This is a genomic window from Streptomyces sp. NBC_01298, assembly GCF_035978755.1.
In the GTDB taxonomy this organism is placed as follows: domain Bacteria; phylum Actinomycetota; class Actinomycetes; order Streptomycetales; family Streptomycetaceae; genus Streptomyces.
The window spans coordinates 8,933,936-8,953,301 of the sequence record NZ_CP108414.1; the positions used below are offsets into that span (position 1 = coordinate 8,933,936).

The 19,366-nt window shown below is 69.6% G+C and carries 14 protein-coding genes; 7 read left to right on the forward strand and 7 right to left on the reverse strand.

What is annotated here, in order from left to right; genetic code table 11:
- Positions 1-74 precede the first annotated feature (74 nt).
- The 3 genes from OG730_RS40695 to OG730_RS40705 form a co-directional block, all read right to left on the reverse strand.
- The gene (locus OG730_RS40695; protein ID WP_327309027.1) at positions 75-1,517 is read right to left on the reverse strand and encodes an endo-1,4-beta-xylanase; all 1,443 of its coding nucleotides are present in this window, start codon (positions 1,515-1,517) and stop codon (positions 75-77) included.
- Positions 1,518-1,813: 296 nt separating this feature from the next.
- A complete protein-coding gene (locus tag OG730_RS40700; protein ID WP_327309029.1) occupies positions 1,814-3,103 on the reverse strand; it encodes a glycoside hydrolase family 6 protein in 1,290 nt (429 codons plus the stop codon).
- Positions 3,104-3,160: 57 nt separating this feature from the next.
- The gene (locus tag OG730_RS40705) at positions 3,161-4,132 is read right to left on the reverse strand and encodes a glycoside hydrolase family 6 protein (RefSeq protein WP_327309030.1); all 972 of its coding nucleotides are present in this window, start codon (positions 4,130-4,132) and stop codon (positions 3,161-3,163) included.
- 268 nt (positions 4,133-4,400) lie between these two features.
- On the opposite strand from OG730_RS40705, the gene OG730_RS40710 reads away from it, so the two are divergent.
- A complete protein-coding gene (locus tag OG730_RS40710; protein WP_327309031.1) occupies positions 4,401-5,432 on the forward strand; it encodes a LacI family DNA-binding transcriptional regulator in 1,032 nt (343 codons plus the stop codon).
- 146 nt (positions 5,433-5,578) lie between these two features.
- Here the strand turns inward: OG730_RS40710 and OG730_RS40715 are convergent, their stop codons facing one another.
- The 4 genes from OG730_RS40715 to OG730_RS40730 all read right to left on the reverse strand — a co-directional run bounded on the left by OG730_RS40715 (position 5,579) and on the right by OG730_RS40730 (position 13,604).
- Positions 5,579-8,275, reverse strand: a complete 2,697-nt coding sequence (locus tag OG730_RS40715) for a beta-L-arabinofuranosidase domain-containing protein (protein WP_442815164.1) — start codon at positions 8,273-8,275, stop codon at positions 5,579-5,581.
- A gap of 361 nt (positions 8,276-8,636) precedes the next feature.
- Positions 8,637-10,181, reverse strand: a complete 1,545-nt coding sequence (locus OG730_RS40720) for a glycoside hydrolase family 43 protein (RefSeq protein ID WP_327309033.1) — start codon at positions 10,179-10,181, stop codon at positions 8,637-8,639.
- Complete coding sequence (locus OG730_RS40725) at positions 10,178-12,397, reverse strand: glycoside hydrolase family 3 N-terminal domain-containing protein (RefSeq protein WP_327309035.1); 2,220 nt, start codon at positions 12,395-12,397, stop codon at positions 10,178-10,180. Before OG730_RS40725 ends, OG730_RS40720 begins: the two co-directional genes overlap by 4 nt.
- 193 nt (positions 12,398-12,590) lie before the next feature.
- Entirely contained in the window at positions 12,591-13,604 is a 1,014-nt protein-coding gene (locus tag OG730_RS40730) for a LacI family DNA-binding transcriptional regulator (protein ID WP_327309036.1), read from the reverse strand.
- Positions 13,605-13,835: 231 nt separating this feature from the next.
- On the opposite strand from OG730_RS40730, the gene OG730_RS40735 reads away from it, so the two are divergent.
- The 6 genes from OG730_RS40735 (at position 13,836) to OG730_RS40760 (ending at position 19,345) form a co-directional block, all read left to right on the forward strand.
- Complete coding sequence (locus OG730_RS40735; protein WP_327309037.1) at positions 13,836-15,128, forward strand: extracellular solute-binding protein; 1,293 nt, start codon at positions 13,836-13,838, stop codon at positions 15,126-15,128.
- Complete coding sequence (locus OG730_RS40740; RefSeq protein WP_442815165.1) at positions 15,121-16,110, forward strand: carbohydrate ABC transporter permease; 990 nt, start codon at positions 15,121-15,123, stop codon at positions 16,108-16,110. Before OG730_RS40735 ends, OG730_RS40740 begins: the two co-directional genes overlap by 8 nt.
- Positions 16,107-16,937 carry a carbohydrate ABC transporter permease gene (locus OG730_RS40745; protein ID WP_327309038.1) on the forward strand — a complete coding sequence of 277 codons (831 nt, stop codon included), beginning with the start codon at positions 16,107-16,109 and terminating at the stop codon, positions 16,935-16,937. Before OG730_RS40740 ends, OG730_RS40745 begins: the two co-directional genes overlap by 4 nt.
- A gap of 270 nt (positions 16,938-17,207) precedes the next feature.
- Positions 17,208-18,689: a non-reducing end alpha-L-arabinofuranosidase family hydrolase gene (locus tag OG730_RS40750; protein WP_327309039.1), complete on the forward strand. Its 1,482-nt coding sequence runs from the start codon at positions 17,208-17,210 to the stop codon at positions 18,687-18,689.
- A gap of 110 nt (positions 18,690-18,799) precedes the next feature.
- Positions 18,800-18,967, forward strand: coding sequence for a hypothetical protein (locus OG730_RS40755; RefSeq protein ID WP_327309040.1), 168 nt, complete (start codon positions 18,800-18,802; stop codon positions 18,965-18,967).
- Between the two features lie 81 nt (positions 18,968-19,048).
- On the forward strand, positions 19,049-19,345 hold the full coding sequence (locus OG730_RS40760; RefSeq protein ID WP_327309041.1) for a WhiB family transcriptional regulator: 297 nt from the start codon (positions 19,049-19,051) through the stop codon (positions 19,343-19,345).
- Positions 19,346-19,366: the final 21 nt, after the last annotated feature.

A 19,366-nucleotide genomic window follows, 5' to 3' on the forward strand; every position in this document is an offset into this window, starting at 1 on the left:
TCACGTCCCGCCCACCCGGCGATGGACGACGGAGTGGAGCCAGGATCGTCCTGGCTCCACTCCATGGCAGGTCGTCAGGTACGTGTCCAGCGCTGGTTGCTGCCGCCCGAGCAGGAGTAGAGCTGGATCAGGGTGCCGTTGGCGGTGCCGGTTCCGGCCGCGTCCAGGCAGAGGCCGGACTGGACTCCGACGATGGATCCGTCGGAGTTGAGGCGCCACTTCTGGTTGTCGCCACCCCAGCAGCCGTAGATCTGGACCTTGGTGCCGTTGCCGGTGCCGGCGGCGTCCAGGCACTTGTCGCCGTAGACCCTGAGCTCGCCTGCGGCGGTGTACGACCACTGCTGGTTGGTGCGGTTGTTGCAGTCCCACAGGTTGACCTGGGTGCCGTCGGTGGTGCCGGCACCGGGCACGTCCAGGCAGCGTCCTGAACCGACGCCCTTGACCTGCCCGGACCCGGGCGTGGGGGTCGGAGTGGGGGTGGAGGAACCGGCGTTGAGTGCGTTGAGCACGGAGGCGTAGGCCGCCTTCTTGTTGCCGTTGCCGTCGAACAGCAGCGGCGACTGCTCCGACCGCCAGGAGTCGGTGTCGCGCACGCCCCAGACGGTGATGCCCAGGCAGCGCGGGACGGCCAGGCAGTCGTTGGTCACGTTGGCGTAGGTCGTGCCCGAGGCACCCTGGATGTCGAGCTCGGTGACGGCCACGTCGACGCCGAGGGCCGCGAAACTCTGCAGGGTGGTGCGGAAGTTGCTGTTGTAGGGGCTGTCGCTGTTGAAGTGCGACTGGAAGCCGACGCAGTCGATCGGCACTCCGCGCTGCTTGAAGTCCCGGACCATGGCGTACATGGCCTGGGTCTTGGCCCAGGTCCAGTTCTCGACGTTGTAGTCGTTGTAGCAGAGCTTGGCGGCCGGGTCGGCGGCGCGCGCGGTGCGGAAGGCGACCTCGATCCAGTCGTTGCCGGTGCGCTGCAGGTTGGAGTTGCGCCGGGCTCCCGAAGTGCCGTCCTCGAAGGCCTCGTTCACGACGTCCCACTGGCGGATCTTGCCCTTGTAATGGGCCATCACGCCGTTGATGTGGCTGGTCATCGCCTGGCGCAGCGTGCTGCCGCTGAGGTTCTGCATCCAGCCGGGCTGCTGGGAGTGCCAGGCCAGGGTATGGCCGCGTACCTGCTTGCCGTTCTGCACTGCCCAGTTGTAGACGCGGTCACCGGCGGCGAAGTCGAACTGGCCCTGCTGGGGTTCGGTGGCGTCGATCTTCATCTCGTTCTCGGGCGTCACCGAGTTGAACTCGCGGCCGGCGATCGTCGTGTACGCCGAGTCGCCCAGCCTGCCGGAGGCGATGGCGGTTCCGAAGTACCGGCCGCTCTGCGCCGCGGCGCCGCCGAGCGTGCTCTCGGCGGCGTGTGAGGCCGACGGCGCCACCAGCGCGGTGGCCGTACCGAGGACGCCGACGACCAGGGCCGCACACAGGCCGCCTATTTTCCGGCGGACGGTGGATGGGGGAATGGCTTGTGAGCCCATGAATGAGCCTCCAGAAAGAAATCGCGGAAGGGTTGAATCGCGGCATTGTGAATCCGCGTGAACGACGCTCGCGTCCATGGGAAAGGGACGCTCATGAGCGCGCAATGATCCGAGGACGGTGCCCGGAACCGGACACGGACGGGCCACACCGCCTCGACCATCAGTCTGGAAACCCCGCCGAAACAAGTCAAGAGTTTCGAAATCATTTCGAGAATCTGTCTCGCGTGGGCGCTTGGTAGCCCTTTTCATTGAGTGGTCCCTCATCGAAAGTATTTCGATGAGGGACCACTCAACGGTCAGCGCACGACCGTGTTGAACCCCAGTGCGGGCTTTGCGTTCCGGACGAGGGACTTGGCCTGCTCCGGCCACCACGCGCCGGCCGCGGGATCGACGATGCCGTACTCCGGGTCGATGGTGCCGCCCGGGATGCCGCGGTTGCACTGGCCGTCTGACTGGCCGACGGTCTTGATCCACAGGTAGGCGTCGACGAGCGGGACGCCGGTGTTCGCGGTCGGCCGGTCGCCGACGCCGCGACCCGGGGCGTTGCACCAGGTCTGCGGGTCGCCGCCGTACTTGCCCGCGGGCGGGGTCCAGGCGCCCTGGCCGTTGCGGCTCGTGTCGACGGCCAGGTGGGTGAGCTCCTGCGCGGGCGGGGTGCCGACGTTCTGCTGGAACCAGCGGTCGGTCCAGTGCCACGTGGACGGATCGTCCACGTTCACGGAGTTTCCCGGCTGTCCGTCGTTCGGCGCCGCGGGGGAGTAGTACTGGCTCGCGCACCAGTCGGTGTGCCCCCTGGCCCAGTCCGGGCCCTTGGTGGCGAACCACAGACACTGGGAGACCCAGGTGCCGTAGTGGGTGGACAGGTCGGTGGCCAGATAGTTGGAGACGTTCAGCGAGAAGCCCTGGGTACGGGTGACCCCGGCCTGGAGGAGGCGTTGTGCGATGTCGCCGACGCTGCGCCAATGGCTGTTGCCGGCGTCCAGGTAGACGACGCTGTTCGGCTGCCGTTCCAGGGCGTCTATCGCATGGTTGAGGTCGGCGAAGCGTCCTGTGGTGATCGCGCCGGTGGGGTCGCTGTCGGGACCGCAGTCGGAGGGGAGGTTGGCCAGCCCGTCCGGTTCGAGGATGACGACGGCCTTGCTCCGGCCGAGCCCGCGGGCGAAGGCGCTGATCCAGGCCTGGTACTCGGCGTCCGACTGCGCACCGCCGGAGGAGTACTGGGAGCAGTCGCGCAGCGGGATGTTGTAGGCCACCAGGACGGGAACCGTCCGGGTTCGCTCGGCTCGGCGCACCAGGTCGCGCACCCGGGGCTCGACCTGCTCCGGGGTGCCGTCGGTGAACCAGGCGGCTTCCGGCCAACTGGCCAGCTTCGCCATGGACTTGGCGCCCTCGAAGTCCCGGTGGAGGAGGTCGGTGACGGCCTGGTGGGCTGCGTCGCCGTCGGGGTCGACGTAGAAGCGGGTGTTCGCCGGAAGCGTGTGGGAGACCGGCGCGGAGCCCGCCTCGGCAGATGTCGGGGCGAGGGCGCCCAGGAGCAGCGTGAGTGTGCTCGCTGTCAGGGCTAATCGGTGCAGGGGGATGCGCACGGGGTTCCTTCGGCTGGGGGTTGGCCTTCGGCGAGGGGTGAGGGAAGGGGGATCGGCTCAATAGCCGTAGATCATCTTGTAGGCGACCTCCGGCAGGAACTGTCCGGCCGAGGAGCCGGCGCCGACGCCGCAGTTGCCGTCGGACTCGCCGGGGACCTTGATCCACAGCAGCATCTCGGCGCCGCCGCCGCGCTGGCTGGGCGTGCCGATCCGGCGGCCGGCGGGGTTGCACCACTGGCCGTTGGAACCGTTGCCGTTGCGGCTGGTGTCGACGACGAACGGCTTGGTGTAGCCGTAGGACCCCAGGGCGGAGTTGACCGCGTTGCCGTAGGAGGTGTTCTGGTCGGTGGTGAAGTAGTTGGAGACGTTCAGCACGAAGCCGCGTGCCCCGCTGACGCCGGCGGCGGCGAGCTGCTGCGCCATGGTCGAGGCGCCGATCCAGCCGGGGTTGCCGGCGTCGAGGTAGACCCAGGTGTTGGGTGCCTTGGCGTTGAACTGGGCGATGGCGTTCTTCAGCATGGCGTTGCGCTCGGCGATCTGGGCGGCCGTCATGCAGCTCTCGTGGCCGAGCGCGTCGGGTTCGAGGACGACGACGGCCGGGCGGTTGCCGATGCCACTGGCGAAGGCAGTGATCCAGGCGTCGTACGCGGCTCGGCTCCCGGCGCCGCCGCCGGAGTGGCCGGCGCAGATGTCCCGGTTGGGGATGTTGTACGCGACCAGGATCGGCAACTTGTCGAGGGAGTCCGCGCGGCCGGCGTAGGCGCCGGTGGCCGCGCCGATGTCGCCGCTCCAGTTGCCGAACCAGCGGGCCGCCGGCGTGTTGGCGATGGACGTACGGATCGCCGCCGCCCGCCCGTCGCCTGGATTCGCGTTGCTCCACCGCAGGGCGGAGTTGTCGGGGTCGGTGTAGAAGCCGCTGGTCATGGTGGTCGGGTCGGCGGCGTACGCGGGGCCGGCGCTGATCAGGGCCAGGCCCGCGGTGAGGGCTGCCGCCAGCAGGGCGGATGCGGCTCGGACGGACTTGCGCATGGTTCTTCCTCCGATGGATGGGGAAGTGGAAGCGCTTCCAATGCTGAGATGGGTCGGACCGCGCTGAGGGGATGATTGGGTTCGTCGCCAGGGTGTGTCAAGTGGTTGAACGCAGAACTGCCGCCAGGGCCGGTATTGCTGTGATGGGTTGGAAGCGCTACCAAATCGAGACCAAGGGCGACATTCGTGCGTAGGTCCGAAGTCGGGGCGGCGCATGGAATCATGGCCGCTGTTCGCCGTCCGCGTGAGCCCGAGGAGCAGTTCTCTCATGGAGCCGTCACCCAAGCGCATGCCGACTCTCGACGAGGTGGCCGCACGTGCCGGCGTATCGCGCACGGCGGCCTCCCGGGTGATCAACAACGCCCCGCACGTCAGCCGTGCCAAGCGGGAGGCGGTCCAACGGGCGGTGCGCGAGCTGGATTTCGTGCCCAATCCGTCCGCGCAGGCCCTGGCGAGCCGCAGGGTCGGAGCGGTGGTGCTGGCGGTCTCCAGCGATGAACCGGGGCTGTTCGCGGACCCGTTCTTCGCGGAGGTCATCATCGGCGTCAGTGAGGCGCTGGAGCAGACCGAACTGGAACTGATCCTGCTGCTGGCCAACACTCCGCGCGGCCGGGAGAGGTTCGAGCGGTTGCTCCGTTCCCGCCGGGCCGACGGCGTCATGCTGATGGCGCTTCGGGGCGACGATCCGCTGGGCCGCCTGGGAGAGGAGGTCGATCTCCCCGTCGTCTTCGGCGGGCTCCCGCTCACCGGCGAGCCCACGTGGTACGTGGACGCCGACAACCGGGGCGGTGCCCGACTGGCCGCCGAGCACTTCGCGCGCACGGGCCGCCGACGGCCCGTCATGATCACCGGTCAGGTGGACGCCAGGGCCGCGGTCGCGCGGGAACAGGGGTTCACCGACGGTCTGACCTTGTCCGGCCTGCCGCTGCTCGGGGTCGAGCCCGGGCAGTTCACCGAGGAGGGCGGCGCCGAGGCGATGGAGCGGCTGCTCCGGGCGCACCCCGATCCCGACGCGGTGTTCGCGGCCTCCGACGCGATGGCCATCGGCGCTCTGCGCACCTTGCGGGAACGGGGGCTGCGGGTGCCCGAGGACGTCGCGGTGATCGGCTTCAACGACCTGGCGAGCGCCCGGCACACCAGCCCGCCGCTGACCACCGTCCATCAGCCGGTACGGGCGCTGGGCCAGGAGATGGCCAGGATGCTGGTCAGTGCCATCGAAGGACACCGCCCCAGCCCGTTGATCCTCCCGACCCGCCTGACCGTGCGCGAGTCGGCCCCCGATCTGCCCGCGCCCGCCTGACCGTGCGCGAGTCGGCCCCCGATCTGCCCGCGCCCGCCTGGCCGACGGGCGCGGGCGGCAGGGCCGGCCCGATCTGACGGGAGCGCCTCGCGCTCGATTTCCCGCCGCCGGGATCGGCCCCTGGCGATCGGGGGACTCGCGCCGGGTCAGATGAATCGCCACAGGTGGTCGTTGCTGCCGTTGTCGTCCCAGAGGACGGTCTGTGCTCCCTGGGCGGTGGAGGCGCCGGAGACTCCGAGGACGCGGCCGCTGCTGGCGCACTGGATCCTGAAGGTGTCGCCGCCGCCGTGGCGCAGGCGCCACCGGTGGTCGGCGGCGCCGTCGTCCGCCCACTGGACGATCCGGGCGCCGTTGGCGGCGGCGCCGTTCTCCACGGCGAGGACCTTGCCGCTGTGGGAGTTGCGCAGGCGCAGATGGCCGCCGGTGTCGACGACGGCCGTCCAGAGATGGTCGGCGGTGCCGGTGTCGTCCCACTGGATGGCGAGGCCGCCGTCGGCGGTGGACATGTCCTTCACGCCGAGGACCCGCCCGCTGGCGACGTTCTGGATGCGCCTGGCGCCGTCGGGGAGGAACTGCCACTGTCCGGCGGGGGCGCCGGTGTCGGGTATCTGTACGGCTGCGGCGCCGTTGGCGGTGGAGCCGCCTTCGATGCCGAGCAGCTTGCCGGTGTGGACGTTCCGAAGCTTGTGGTAGCCGTTGCCGGCGTCGACGACGGTCCAGCGGTGGTCGGCGGTGCCGGTGTCGGCCCACTGGAGGACCGGGGCGTTGTCGGCGGTGGACATGTCCTTCACGCCGAGGACCTTGCCGCTGTTGAGGTTGCGCAGCCGCAGTGCGGTGCCGTCGACGAGGAGGAGCCAGTCGTGGTCGGCGGTGCCGGAGTCGGTCCACTGCAGAGCGAGGCCCCCGTCGGCGGTGGACATGTCCCGGATGCCGAGGACGAGTCCGCTGGCCGCGTTGACGAGACGGAAGCCGGGACTGTCGGTCCGCCAGTAGACGGTGTAGTTGAAGCCCTGGGCGTCGTGGAACGGGCCGAGTTCGACCTTCGTTCCGTTGGCGGTGGCCGCGAACGCGAGGGCGGTGCTGCTGGTCCGGGTGATCGAGGAGGGGTCCAGGACCGGGAGGGAGGACAGTGTGGTGCTGCCGTAGTTGCCGGCGAGGACGGCGGGGCCGTAGGTGATCGCCGCGACACCGGGGGTGTCGTTGGAGGCCTGGAGGGCCACGCGCATGGGGAGCTTCACGGTGACGGTGTCGCCGGAGGCCCAGGACCGGGTGAGCGTGGCGTAGGTGCCCGGACCGGCCGTGACGCTCTGGGCGACGCCGTTGACGCTGACGGTGGCGCCCGAGCTCCATCCGGGGATGCGGACGCGCATCGACCAGGTCCCGCCGGCGTCGCCGGTGACCTTGAGCGTCGTGGTGTCGTCTGCCGGATAGGAGGTGGTCTGGGTGACGGTGACGCCTCGCTGGGCCCAGTTCAGGACGGAGGGGAGGAACAGGTTCACGGTGAGGGTGGTGCTGCCGTCGTGGAAGTAGATGGAGTCCATCAGCTTGGTGTGGGACTCGACGCCCGTTCCCTGGCAGCACCAGAACGTGCCGTAGTCGGTGCTCCAGGTGCCGCCGCCCCACGCCGGGCCCTTGCCGCGGCGGCCGCCCGGGTTGAGGGGGGTGAAGTAGGTGACGTGTCCGTGCGGGTCGGCCGGGTTCTGGGCGCCGATGACGTGGTTGAGCAGCGCCTTCTCGTAGAAGTCGAAGTACGACGCCCGGCCGGGGTCCAGCTGCCACAGTTCTCGGGTCAGCTTGAGCATGTTGTAGGAGTTGCAGAGCTCGCAGGTGTCGGGGACGAGGAAGCCGGAGATGGCGTTCGGGGCCCGGAAGTGTTCCGCCTGGCTGTTGCCACCGATGGCGTAGGTGTGCGAAGTGGTGCAGATCGTCCACGCGTTGGCGGCGATGTCGCGGTAGCGGGTCGTCCCGGTGGCCTTGTACGCGCGGACGGCTCCGATCCACTTGGGTACCTGTGTGTTGGCGTGCAGACCGTTCAGTCGGTCCAGGTTCGCGGCGAGGGGGTCGAAGACCGCCGCATGGTCGAAGCGCTGGGCGGTGGTCAGCCAGCGTGCGTCGCCGGTCTGTTGGTGGAGGTCGGCCAGTACCTCGTTCATGCCGCCGAACTCGACGCCCAACAACGACTGCATCGTGCTCTGGCTGAGCGCGGCGGTGCGCCGGTCGACCCAGCCGGCGAGCGCGAGGAGTACGTCGCGGGCCTGCGTGTTGCCGATGAGGCGCCATACGTCGAGCAGGCCGGCCATGGTCTTGTGGACGCAGTAGTACGGCACGTTGCCGTTGGTCAGCGTGCCTGCTTCGAGGCTGTTGAAGTCGGCCTCGGGAAAGCCCGACAGGTAGCCGGCGGAGAAGCCCGCGGTGGAGTTGTTGGCCTGGCACTTGGCGAGTTCGGCCACCATGCGGTCGGCCTTGTCGCGGCAGGTGGTGTCCCCGACCGCGGCGTAGGCCTGTGCCCATGCCGTGAGGAAGTGGCCCTGTACGTGGGTGCGGAAGGGGAACGCCGGGTCGTCCCATCCTCCGGTCGGGGTCGCGGCGTTGGTGGAGAGCCGGTGGTTGGCGCGGAAGTTGTACAGCAGGCGGTCGACGTCGATGAAGCGGAGATAGGCCAGGGTGCGGTTCTGGTTGTCGAGCCATCGGCTGCTGGTGAGCTGGACCTGACCCAGGTCGAACGGGAACGCCGACACTCCGACGTCGGACCCGACCGGGGGCGTCTGGGCCGCGGCGGAGACGGTGTTGAGTACGGGGCCGACAGCCGCGGCCACGGCCGCGACGCCGGTCGCCTTGATCATGGCACGGCGGCCTAAGGGGGGAACCGGCATCGCGAACTCCGTGGTCCGTGAGAGATGGGGGCGCCGGGCACAAGGGCTGTTGGGCTTCGCCCGGCGGTTGCGAGGTCGGTGCTGCGGCCGCCTGCTGCGCATGAGTGTTAGCGCTCACAATTGACGTGTCAATACTTTCGACGGGCGGCGCCGACAAGGCCGGCCGGCGCACCGCGCACCGCGCGCAGCTGCTCCGGGCGGCCGATCCGCTCCGGCGGCGTGCATCGCGGCCACGTACACCGCGGTCACATGGGGTCGGCTGGGCGGGCGGTGAGTGCGAGCCGGCAGGTGGCGGACGTGGACCGCCACCTGGCCGCTGCATCAGCGGTGTTCAGGGCCTGCCCGGCGGTTGCTTCGGGCTCGGGCTCGGGATCGGGTACGTGATGTCGAACCACGCGAAGTGGGCTTGGCCGGTGGAGGGGCGGCCGTTGGAGGTGGCGTAGAGGCCGAGCTGGATGCCGGTGAACAGCGGGGTGAGGAAGGTGGCTTCGACGGTGGTCAGGTCCTGCCAGGCTCCGTCGGGTGTCGCGCGGGCGAAGGTGTGGCTGAAGCCGCGGATGCGGACCCGCAGGCGAACGGGGCCCGGGGGGACGGGAACGCCGGCCAGTACCTCGGCCCCGCGGCGGAGGCTGAGTCCTTCCGCGGTGCGGAGGAAGAGGAGATGGGTGTCGTCGTCGAGGACGACGGCGAGGCCCGCCTCCTCGTCCGGTGCGGCGGGGGCGAAGTGCAGTTCGGTGGAGACGTCGCAGTCGGGCTGTTCCTGGGGTCGGGCCAGGAGGGACGGGGTGGTGCGGTCGCCGAGGCGTTCGGGTCGGAGCTGGAGGCGGAGCCCGTCGCCGGTGGTCCAGAACCGCTCCGGTGGTGTGCGCAGGCTGCTCCAGTCCGCGCAGAGCATGGCGAAGTCGTCGTGGACGGGGCGGCGTGGGTCGGTGTGGGCGACGGGGGAGAAGACCGGCCAGCCCGCGTCCCAGGTGATCCGGCTGAGGAAGGTCTCGCGGCCGAGGGCGGAGCCGGGGCGGACGCCCAGGAGGACGGCCCGCCAGTCGCCGTACGGGGTTTGCACGAGGTCGGCGTGCCCGGTGCAGGTGACCGGCCCCTCGGCGGGTGGGAGCACCGGGTTGCCGGGGGCGCCCTCGTAGGGCCCGGTCACGTGATCGGCGCGGGCGGCCACCACGCTGTGGTCCACATCGGTGCCGCCCTCGGCGGTGAGCAGCAGGTAGCTGCCGTCGATCTTGTAGAGGTGCGGGGCTTCCGACCAGCGGGCGCCCGGGTGGCTTCCCGACCACAGGACGTGCTCGGGTCCCGTCAGCCGTCGTTCCTGGGGAAGGTATTCGCGCATCCAGATCTCGGTGCGGCCCGCGGCTTCGTCCACGACTCGTGCGGCGGTGAACCAGGCCCGGCCATCGCCGCCGTCCCCCTGCCCGTTGCCGTCGCCGTCGCCGTCGCCGTCGTCCGGCCCGTCGTCGAAGAACAGCGACGGGTCGAAGCCCTCGCCGTCCAGCCAGTTCGGCTGAGACCACGGCCCCGCCGGGTCGGTCGCCGTGACGACGAAATGGCCGGGGCCGTCCATCAGCGTGCAGACGAGATGGAAGACCCCGTCATGGTGCCGGATCGTCGGTGCGAACAGCCCCCGGGAGGGCTCGCACCCGTCGAGATCGAGCTGAGAAGCCCGGTCGAGCGCGGAGCCGATGCGCCGCCAGTTCAGGAGGTCGCGGCTGTGGAACACGGGAAGCCCCGGGAACCATTCGAAGCTGGACGTCACCAGGTAGTAGTCCGCGCCCACGCGGCAGACGGACGGGTCGGGCCGGAACCCGGGCAGCACGGGGTCACCGAAGACGGGGTCACCGAAGACGGGATCATCGAACGACGTGGTCATGGAACGGGGACGATCTGGACCGGCACGGACAGCACCCGGTCGGCCACCGGGTGGCGTACGGGGCCCTCCAGAGTGAAGGAGCCCTGGAGCGGAAGATCGCCGCTGGACCGTCCGACGGCCACGCCGATCTCCCCGGGCTCCACTCTTCTGCGCAGGTCGAGCCCGGTGAACGAAGTCCGGTCGGCGTGGACGGAGAAGGTGATCCGGGCGGCCGCGCCCGGCCGCAGTTCGACCCTGGCGAATCCGGCGAGCCACCGCTGCGGCCGGACGACGGACGCCACGGGGTCCGAGAGGTACAGCTGCACCACCTCCGTCCCCGCCACCTCGCCGACGTTGCGCACGGTGACCGAGACGGAGACGGCCCCGTCCGTCGCGGCGACGGGATCCACGGAGAGCTCCGAGCAGGTGAAGCTGGTCCAGCTCAGTCCGTGTCCGAAGGGGAACAACGGGGTCGGGTCCACCGAGCTCCAGTCGGAGTGCCCGCCGAGCCTCGCGTGCAGGTAGGTGCCGGGCTGGCCGCCGACCTGGCGGGGGATGGAGACGGGCAGCCGCCCGGACGGTTCCGCGGCCCCGCTGATGATCCGGGCCAGCGCCGTCCCGCCCTCCTCACCGGGGAAGAAGGCCTGCACCACGGCCGATGCGCGCTCGGCCAGCGTGCCGAGCGCGTAGGGCCGTCCGGAGACGAGGACCAGGACGGTCGGTACCCCGGAGTCCAGAACGGCGGAGGCGAGTGCGGCCTGGTCGCCGGGCAGGTCGAGGGTCTCGGCGTCGCAGCCCTCTCCGGAGGTGCCCCGGCCGAACATGCCGGCCCGGTCCCCGAGCACCAGGACGTTCACGTCCGGATCGTCCGCGGTCACCGTGAACCCGGCAGCGGTGAGCGCCTCGCCGAGCGTCGGGATCTCCAGCCCGAGGTCGCCGGGCAGCGCGACGTGGTTGGGGAAGGAGTAGCAGCCGAGGAAGGACTGGGGGTCGTCGGCGTACGGCCCGCTGACCGCCACGCGGCACGGTCGCAGCGGCAGGATGCCGTCGTTGGCGAGCAGCACGGTGGACCGTTCGGCCAGGAGCCTGGCCAGTGCCCGGTTCTCCGGCGGGTCGAGGTCGACCGGCTCGGCCTTGACGGGTTCCCAGTCGGGGTCGAGCAGGCCGAGTTCGGCCTTCTGTAGCAGGACCCGTTCCGCGGCCCGGTCGATGAGCTCCTCGGACACGGCTCCCGACCGGACGAGTCCGGTCAGCGGTTCGCCGTAGCAGCGGGCCGTGGGCAGCTCGACGTCGATTCCGGCGGTCAACGCCAGCGCGCCGGCCGCGCCCCGCGATCCGGTGACGCCGTGCCGGGTCTCCAGGAAGGAGACGGCGTAGTAGTCGGCGACGACCACACCGCTGAAACCGAGCTCGCCTCTCAGTAGCTCGGTCAGCAGCCGTGCGTCGGCGGCCACCGGAACGCCGTCCACGTCGGTGTAGCTGTTCATCACCGACCGGGCGCCCCCCTCGTGCAGCGCCCGTACGAAGGGCTCGACCAGTACGTCGGCGAACTCGCGCGGCCCCGAGGAGACGGGGGCCATGTTCCGGCCGCCGCGCGAGGCCGAGTACCCGGCGAAGTGCTTGAGCGTCGCCACGATCCCGGCGCCTTCCAAGCCCTGCACGTAGGCGGTGCCGATCGCTCCGACGAGATAGGGGTCCTCGCCGATGCACTCCTCGGTCCTGCCCCACCGGTAGTCGCGGACCACGTCGAGCACCGGAGCCAGCCCTTGGTGTACGCCGACCCGCCGCATCCCCGCGCCGATGGCGGCGGCCATCCGGCGCACGAGCCCGGGATCGAAGGATGCACCCCAGGCCAGCGGCCCGGGGAAGACCGTCGCCCCGAACGTCATGAACCCGGTCAGGCATTCCTCGTGGGCGATCGCCGGGATCCCGAACCGGCCGGATCCGGTCACCTGCCGCTGGAGCGAGGCGAGCCGCTCCATCCCGGCCTCCGCGGTGATCGGCGCGGTGCCGTACACCCGGGTGAGCTGGCCGAGCCCGTGGGCGACGATGTCGTCGAGGCCGGGCGCGGTCTCGCCGGAATCGTCCTCCATCGGCGCGACCGGTGCGCCCGGATCCGAGGGCAGCGCCCAGAAGCCGGTGAGCTGCCCCGCCTTCTCCTCCAGAGTCATCCGTTTCAGCAGATCGGCGACCCGTACGGACGCGGGTATGAGGGGGTCGCGCCAGGGCTCGGGCAAGGAGTTCTCCTAGGGGGTGTCTTGTCGATCGGGCCGGATCAGGGAGCGGCGTCTGGTGCCGTGCATCGCAAGGCGGAGGAGGCAGTCGATGCGGAGCATCGGCGAGTGACGACAACGCGGCGAGGCGCGGTGCCAGACACCGCGAGCCCGGCCTGATCGGCAAGACACCCCCTGGGGACTTCGACGACACGGCCTAGAGACGGGGCGGGGCGGTGGAGAGCCGGACCTTGAGCTCGGTCGAGAGCTCCATCCGGGGGCTGACCAGCGGCTGGCCGTCCAGGAGCTGGAAGAGCGTGCGGGCCGCGAGTCGGCCCATCTCCTCCAGCGGCTGGCGCACCGTCGTCAGTGGCGGTGACAGCCATTCGCACATCGGCAGGTCGTCGAAGCCGGCCACGCTGAGGTCCTGCGGGATGCTCAGCCCACCCTGCCGGGCGGCCTCGTAGACGCCCATGGCCTGCTGGTCACTGCCTGCGAAGACGGCGGTCGGCGGATCGGGCAGGGCGAGCAGCTCCCGGGCGCGCTGGAACCCGCCCTCGTGCTGGAAGTCGCCGAACCGGATCAGGTCGCGGTCGACCTCGATCCCGGCCCGCTCCAGCGCGGCCCGGTACCCGTCGATGCGGGCCTGGCTGCAGAGCATCTCCTTGCGCCCGCCGATCGCGGCGATCCGGCGGTGCCCCAGTTCCAGCAGGTGCTCCGTGGCGGCGAGGCCGCCCGCCCAGTTGGTCGCGCCGATGCTCGGCACACCGTTGCCCGGCAGGTCGATCGGGTCGATGACGACCAGCGCCACCCCGGCCTGTTCGACCTGGGCGCGCTGAGCCTGGGTGACCGAGGCGGTGACGAGGATGACGCCGTCGCTGTGGTGCAGGACCGGCAGCGCGGCCCAGCTCGACGGCGTGGCCTCGCCCGGCGGGACGAGCGACACGACGGTGCCGACGCTCCGCTGGGCGCACTCGGCCTCGACGCCGCGCAGGATCTCCACCGCCCACGCGCTGTCCAGACCGCCGATGATCAGGTCGACCAGGCCTGACCTGCGGGCCCTGGCCTGCCCGCCGGGGTGGAGGTAGTTGTGGGAGCGCAGCAGGCCCTCGATCCGCTCTCGCGTCGAGGGCGCGACATCGGAGCGGCCGTTGACCACTTTCGACACGGTGGCCTGGGAAACTCCCGCCTCCGCGGCGATGAGGGCCAGGGTCGGACGCTGCTCGGTCAACTTCTCTCCTCTGCGCGAACGGCTTGGGCTCACGACGGTTATCGCAAACTTTCGAAGAGTTTCCGGTCGGCGTGACCAGGTTGTCAAGCTCCAAGTGCGGTGCTGCCCAAGGGAAATCGGTAAGAAGGCTTGACCGGGGGGCCGCGCGTTCCTAGTTTGTGGCAGCACCGAATCGAGGATGTTGCGAAACAGTTTCGAAGTCGAACCGCATTCCCCCACCCCGGAGGTCCCATGGCCAGCACACCCCCGAGCCGACGAAGCTTCCTGGCGCTCTCGGGCCTGACCGCTCTGTCCGTCGCGCTGACCGCGGCCTGTGGAGGCGGGGACACCGGCTCCGGGCCGGCGGCCGACGGCAAGGTGACCTTCGCGTGGTGGAACATCGCCACGACGGAGCCGGGAAAGTCCCTCTTCCCCCAGATCTCCTCGGCGTTCACGGCCGCCCACCCCAACATCACGATCAGCACGACCTCGTTGGAGAACGAGGCGTTCAAGTCCAAGCTGGCTGCCACCACCTCGTCGGGCAAGCTCCCCGACGTCTTCCAGACCTGGGGTGGCGGCGTGCTGCAGCAGCAGGTCGACGCGGGGCTGGTCGAGGACCTCACCGACGTGCTCGGCTGGTCTTCCGAGCTCACCCCGGTCTCGCTGCAGGCCTATCAGTTCGAGGGCCGGACCTACGGGGTGCCCTACGACGTCGGCATGGTCGGCTTCTGGTACAACAAGAAGCTCTTCGCCCATGCCGGGATCACCGCTCCGCCGGCCACCTGGGCCGAGTTCCTGGAAGACGTCAAGAAGCTCAAGGCGGCGGGCGTCACACCGATCGCCCTCGCGGGCAAGGAGAAATGGCCCGGCCACTTCTACTGGGCCTACCTCGCGATGCGGGTCGCAGGGCTCCCCGCACTGGAGCGGGCCGCGGCCACCAAGGACTTCTCGGGCGCCGGCTTCGTCCAGGCGGGCACCCACCTCAAGGAGCTGGTCGACCTCCAGCCGTTCCAGACGGGCTTCCTCGGCGCCGGCTACGCGACCCCCGGAGGCCAGGCCGCGACCATGGGCAACGGCAAGGCCGCCATGGAGCTGATGGGGCAGTGGGGGCCATCGGTACAGAAGGACGCGGGCGCCGATCTCGGAGCGGACCTGGGCTTCTTCCCCTTCCCGACGGTCGGCGGCGGGGTCGGCCGCGCCACCGACGTGCTCGGCGGTGGCGGTGCCTTCGCGCTGCGCAAGGGAGCGCCGAAGGAGGCGCTGGCCTTTCTGAAGTTCTTCGTCCTGGAGAACGAGTCCAAACTGCTCGCCTCCAACGGCTACCTGCCGGTGGTCAAGGGCGCGGAGAGCCAGGTCGCCGACCCGAACCGGAAGGCGGTGGCCGAGAGTCTGGTCAAGGCGACGGACTTCCAGCTCTACCTCGACCAGGCCTACCCGCCGGCGGTCGGTCAGGAGATCAACGACAGCGTCGCCGACCTCATCGCGGGCAAGAAGACGCCCGGGCAGGTCACCAAGTCGATCACCGAGGCCGCGAAGGGTGCCTAGCTCCGTGTCCACCCTGACCAAGGAGCGGACGCAGGACGCCGGGCCGGTGCGCCCGCCCACCCCGTCACGGTCGCGCCTGCGCGGTTTGGCAGGCTGGGCGTCGGTCGCCTGGTTCCTCGTCCCGGCTCTGGTCCTCTTCCTCGTCTTCGTCCTCGCGCCCATCGCGGTCGCCGTCTACACCGGCTTCTTCAAGTGGGGCGGGGTCGGCCCCCTGGAGGACTTCGTCGGCTTCGGGAACTACGCCAACCTCTTCAGGGACCAGGTCTTCCTCGGCGATCTGGAGCGCGGGCTGTACCTGATTGCGCTGTCGGTCACGGTCCAGTTGCCGTTCGCACTGTTCACCGCCGTCCTGCTCAACCAGAGGCTGCGCGGCCGGGCCGTCTACCGGATGCTGTTCTTCGCGCCGTACGTCCTGTCCGAAGTGGTCACGGCGGTCCTCTTCACGATGATCTTCCTTCCCGGTGGCGGCATGGCCGACCATCTCGCGGGCGCCCTCGGCCTGGAGGGGCTGCAGGGCAAATGGCTCGCGGATCCCTCGACGGTCATGCCGACCCTGTTCGTGGTCATGACCTGGAAGTACTTCGGGTTCCACATGATGCTCTTCCTCGCCGGGCTGCAAAGCATCCCGGGCGAGATCCTCGAGGCCGCCTCCATCGACGGCGCCGGCGCCTGGCAGCGCTTCCGGCACGTGACGCTGCCGTTGCTCGGCCCGACGATCCGGATCAGCGTCTTCCTTTCGGTCATCGGTGCCATCCAGCTCTTCGACCTCGTCTGGGTCATGACAGCCGGCGGGCCCAACCACTCCTCCGAGACGATGGCGATCTCGATGTTCCAGTTCGGGTTCAAGCGCTACCAGGTCGGCTACGCCAGCGCGATCAGCGTGGTGCTGTTCATGATCAGTCTGGTCTTCTCCCTCTTCTACCAGCGCTACGTACTGCGCCGTGACCTGAGCGGGGCCGTCACCTCGGGAGGTGGCCGATGAACGCACGCAGAACGGCACGCGGCCTGTCGCTGCACGCCGTGGTCTGGCTGATCGGCGCGTTCGTCGTCGTGCCGCTGGTCTACGCGGTGATCTCCGGGTTCAAGAGCACCGGCGAGCTGACGACCAACCCGTTCGGGCTGCCGGAGCACTGGAAGACCGGCAACTACGCCGGCATTCTCGGCGACGGAATGTTCTGGCGGCAGATCGCCAACAGCGCGGGCATCGCGATCGGCACGGCATGCTGCACGGTGATGGTCGCGGCGATGGCGGCGTTCGTACTGGCCCGCTACGCCTTCCGGGGCAGGGAGCTGTTCTACACCCTGTTCACGATCGGGCTGATGTTCCCGTTCGCGGTGGCCGTCCTGCCGCTGTTCCTGCTGCTGCGCAACTTCGACCTGCTCGACAACCCGCTCGGAGTGATCCTCCCGCAGGCGGCCTTCGGGCTCCCCATGACGATCATCATTCTGCGCGGCTTCTTCCGGACCATCCCGGCAGAGGTCGAGGAGGCTGCCGTCATGGACGGCTGCGGCAAGTTCCGCTTCTTCTGGAAGATCCTGCTGCCGATGGCACGTCCGGCGCTCGGCACGGTCTCGGTGCTCGCGATCGTCGCGAGCTGGAACAACTTCTTCCTGCCGCTGCTGGTGTTCAACGACCCTCAATGGCAGACGATCCCGGTCGGCGTCCAGCAGTTCCAGGGTCAGTACTCGACCGACTACGCGCTCGTTCTCGCCTACGTCGTGCTCGCGATGGTTCCCGCCCTCGCCTTCTACGCCGTCGCCGAACGGCAGTTGATCGGCGGACTCGCAGCGGGCGCCACCAAGGGCTGAACCGTTCCGCATGACCTCCACCCCCGAGGAGACGCCGTGAAACGCCTGGTCGCATCGACCGCAATATTGTTAGCGCTAACAGTTCAGGCTGTGGCGGCGCGAGCACCTCTCTCATCTGGACCTCGGCGAAGTGTCACGCCTGGAGTGCCCGGAGCGCCATCGCTTCGGCAGGTGCGGCCGTCTGCACGCCCATCCCGTCCCAGACCCCCTGACGCGGCCGCTCGGCGTTCGTCGGGGTCACCTCACCCCGCCCCCAAAGGAGCTCTTCAGATGTGGTTTCGCCATCCGCCACGGGTCCTGAGACTCGTACTCGCGGTCCTTTCGTCCTTGCTGCTCGGGGCTGCTCTCCTCGGTACCCAGCCCGCCGTCGCCGCCGCCGCGGCGAGCGTCGACCCCAACGCCTCGTACGTGCTGGTCAACCGCGGCAGCGGTAAGGCCCTGGACGTCTACAACCTGGCGACCAACGACGGCGCGCGCATCACCCAGTGGACCAGGAACGATCAGAACCAGCAGCAGTGGCAGTTCGTCGACTCGGGCGACGGCTACTACCGCGTCAAGTCCCGGCACTCCGGCAAGGTGCTCGACGTCCAGGGCAAGTCCACGGCCAACGGCGCCCCGATCGTCCAGTGGGCCGACGCGAACGGCACCAACCAGCAGTGGCGGCTGGCCGACAGCCCGGACGGCTACGTGAGGCTCATCGCGCGCCATAGCGACAAGGCCCTCGAAGTACAGGGCGCCTCCACCGCCGACAACGCGAACATCGTCCAGTACGACGACTGGGCCGGCACCAACCAGCAGTGGCAACTCGTCAAGGTCGGCAGCGGCAACCCCGGCGCCTGCGAGCTTCCGTCGACCTACCGCTGGACGTCGACGGGCGCGCTGGCGCAGCCCAAGGCAGGGTGGGCCTCGCTCAAGGACTTCACCGTCGCCCCCTACAACGGCAAGCAGCTCGTCTATGCGACGACGCACGGCGCGGGACCGGGAACGGGCTGGGGTTCGATGAACTTCGGCCTGTTCACCAACTGGCCGGAGATGGCATCAGCGAGCCAGAACACGATGTCGAACTCCGTTGTCGCGCCCACGCTCTTCTACTTCGCGCCGAAGAACATCTGGGTGCTCGCCTACCAGTGGGGAGGTGGGAGCGCCTTCTCCTACCGGACGTCCAGCGACCCCTCCAACCCCAACGGCTGGTCGTCACAACAGGTGCTCTTCTCCGGAACCATCACCGGCTCCGGAACAGGACCCATCGACCAGGCGCTCATCGCTGACGGCACGAACATGTACCTGTTCTTCGCGGGTGACAACGGCAAGATCTACCGGGCCGGCATGCCGATCGGGAACTTCCCGGGCAGTTTCGGATCGGCGTACACGACGGTCATGAGCGATACGACGAACAACCTGTTCGAAGCCCCGCAGGTCTACAAGCTTCAGGGCCAGGACCGCTACCTCATGATCGTCGAGGCGATCGGCTCGCAGGGGCGCTACTTCCGCTCGTTCACGGCCACCAGCCTGGACGGCTCATGGACACCCCAGGCCGCGACCGAGAGCAACCCCTTCGCCGGCAAGGCCAACAGTGGCGCCACCTGGACCAACGACATCAGCCATGGCGAACTGATCCGCACCAGCGCCGATCAGACCTTCACCGTCGATCCCTGCAACCTGCGGTTCCTCTACCAGGGACGCGACCCCAACTCCGGCGGTGACTACGGCCAATGGCCCTACCGGCCGGGTCTGCTGACACTGCAGCGCTGACGACGTGACACAGGTCGGCTCCGATGAGGAGCCGACCCTGAGCACCGGGTTCACGGGGTGGCCGACCCGCCCCGTGAACCCGTTCTTCGATTCACCAAGGAGCGATCCTCATGCGCAGGACACACAACCGCGCGCTGCTGACCATGTCGGCGCTGGCCCTGGCCTCCACGCTCACCTCCGCCCCCCAAGCTCAAGCGCTCGACAACGGCGTGGGCCGCCCCACCGGCGGGGCGTCCCGAAGGGTTACGCAGGCACCGCACCACCGGCTCGCTGTTTGAGGTCCCTCGTACGGGCCAGACGGGAAGGGATCGCGCATCCGAATGCGGTGCGCATCCGATGGAGGTTCCGAGGTGGGAAACGTGTCGCGTCTGCCCGGTCGTGCCGAGCACCACTGGTTGTGGCAGGAGGGGGCCGCTTGCCGTGAACTGGGCTCGCGCCTGTTCTTCCACCCCAGGGGCGAGCAGGGGCCGGACCGCGAACGGCGGGACGAGGCGGCGAAAGAGGTGTGCGCGCTGTGCCCGGTGCAACGCGACTGCCTGCGGCACGCGCTGCGGGTCGCCGAGCCGTTCGGGATATGGGGTGGCCTCACCGAGCGCGAGAGGCGCCGGTTGCGCACCGAGGAAGCGGAGCGGGCGGGTCTGTCTTCCACAGCTTGACCTTCGCCGACCGCGGGGAGG

What these genes read in the sequence shown, in the direction of transcription:
- OG730_RS40695 (WP_327309027.1), bottom strand. Translation starts at nt 1,517, where the DNA reads ATGGGCTCACAAGCCATTCCCCCATCCACCGTCCGCCGGAAAATAGGC.
- OG730_RS40705 (WP_327309030.1), bottom strand. Translation starts at nt 4,132, where the DNA reads ATGCGCAAGTCCGTCCGAGCCGCATCCGCCCTGCTGGCGGCAGCCCTC.
- OG730_RS40710 (WP_327309031.1), top strand. Translation starts at nt 4,401, where the DNA reads ATGGAGCCGTCACCCAAGCGCATGCCGACTCTCGACGAGGTGGCCGCA.
- OG730_RS40715 (WP_442815164.1), bottom strand. Translation starts at nt 8,275, where the DNA reads ATGATCAAGGCGACCGGCGTCGCGGCCGTGGCCGCGGCTGTCGGCCCC.
- OG730_RS40720 (WP_327309033.1), bottom strand. Translation starts at nt 10,181, where the DNA reads ATGACCACGTCGTTCGATGATCCCGTCTTCGGTGACCCCGTCTTCGGT.
- OG730_RS40735 (WP_327309037.1), top strand. Translation starts at nt 13,836, where the DNA reads ATGGCCAGCACACCCCCGAGCCGACGAAGCTTCCTGGCGCTCTCGGGC.
- OG730_RS40745 (WP_327309038.1), top strand. Translation starts at nt 16,107, where the DNA reads ATGAACGCACGCAGAACGGCACGCGGCCTGTCGCTGCACGCCGTGGTC.
- OG730_RS40750 (WP_327309039.1), top strand. Translation starts at nt 17,208, where the DNA reads ATGTGGTTTCGCCATCCGCCACGGGTCCTGAGACTCGTACTCGCGGTC.
- OG730_RS40755 (WP_327309040.1), top strand. Translation starts at nt 18,800, where the DNA reads ATGCGCAGGACACACAACCGCGCGCTGCTGACCATGTCGGCGCTGGCC.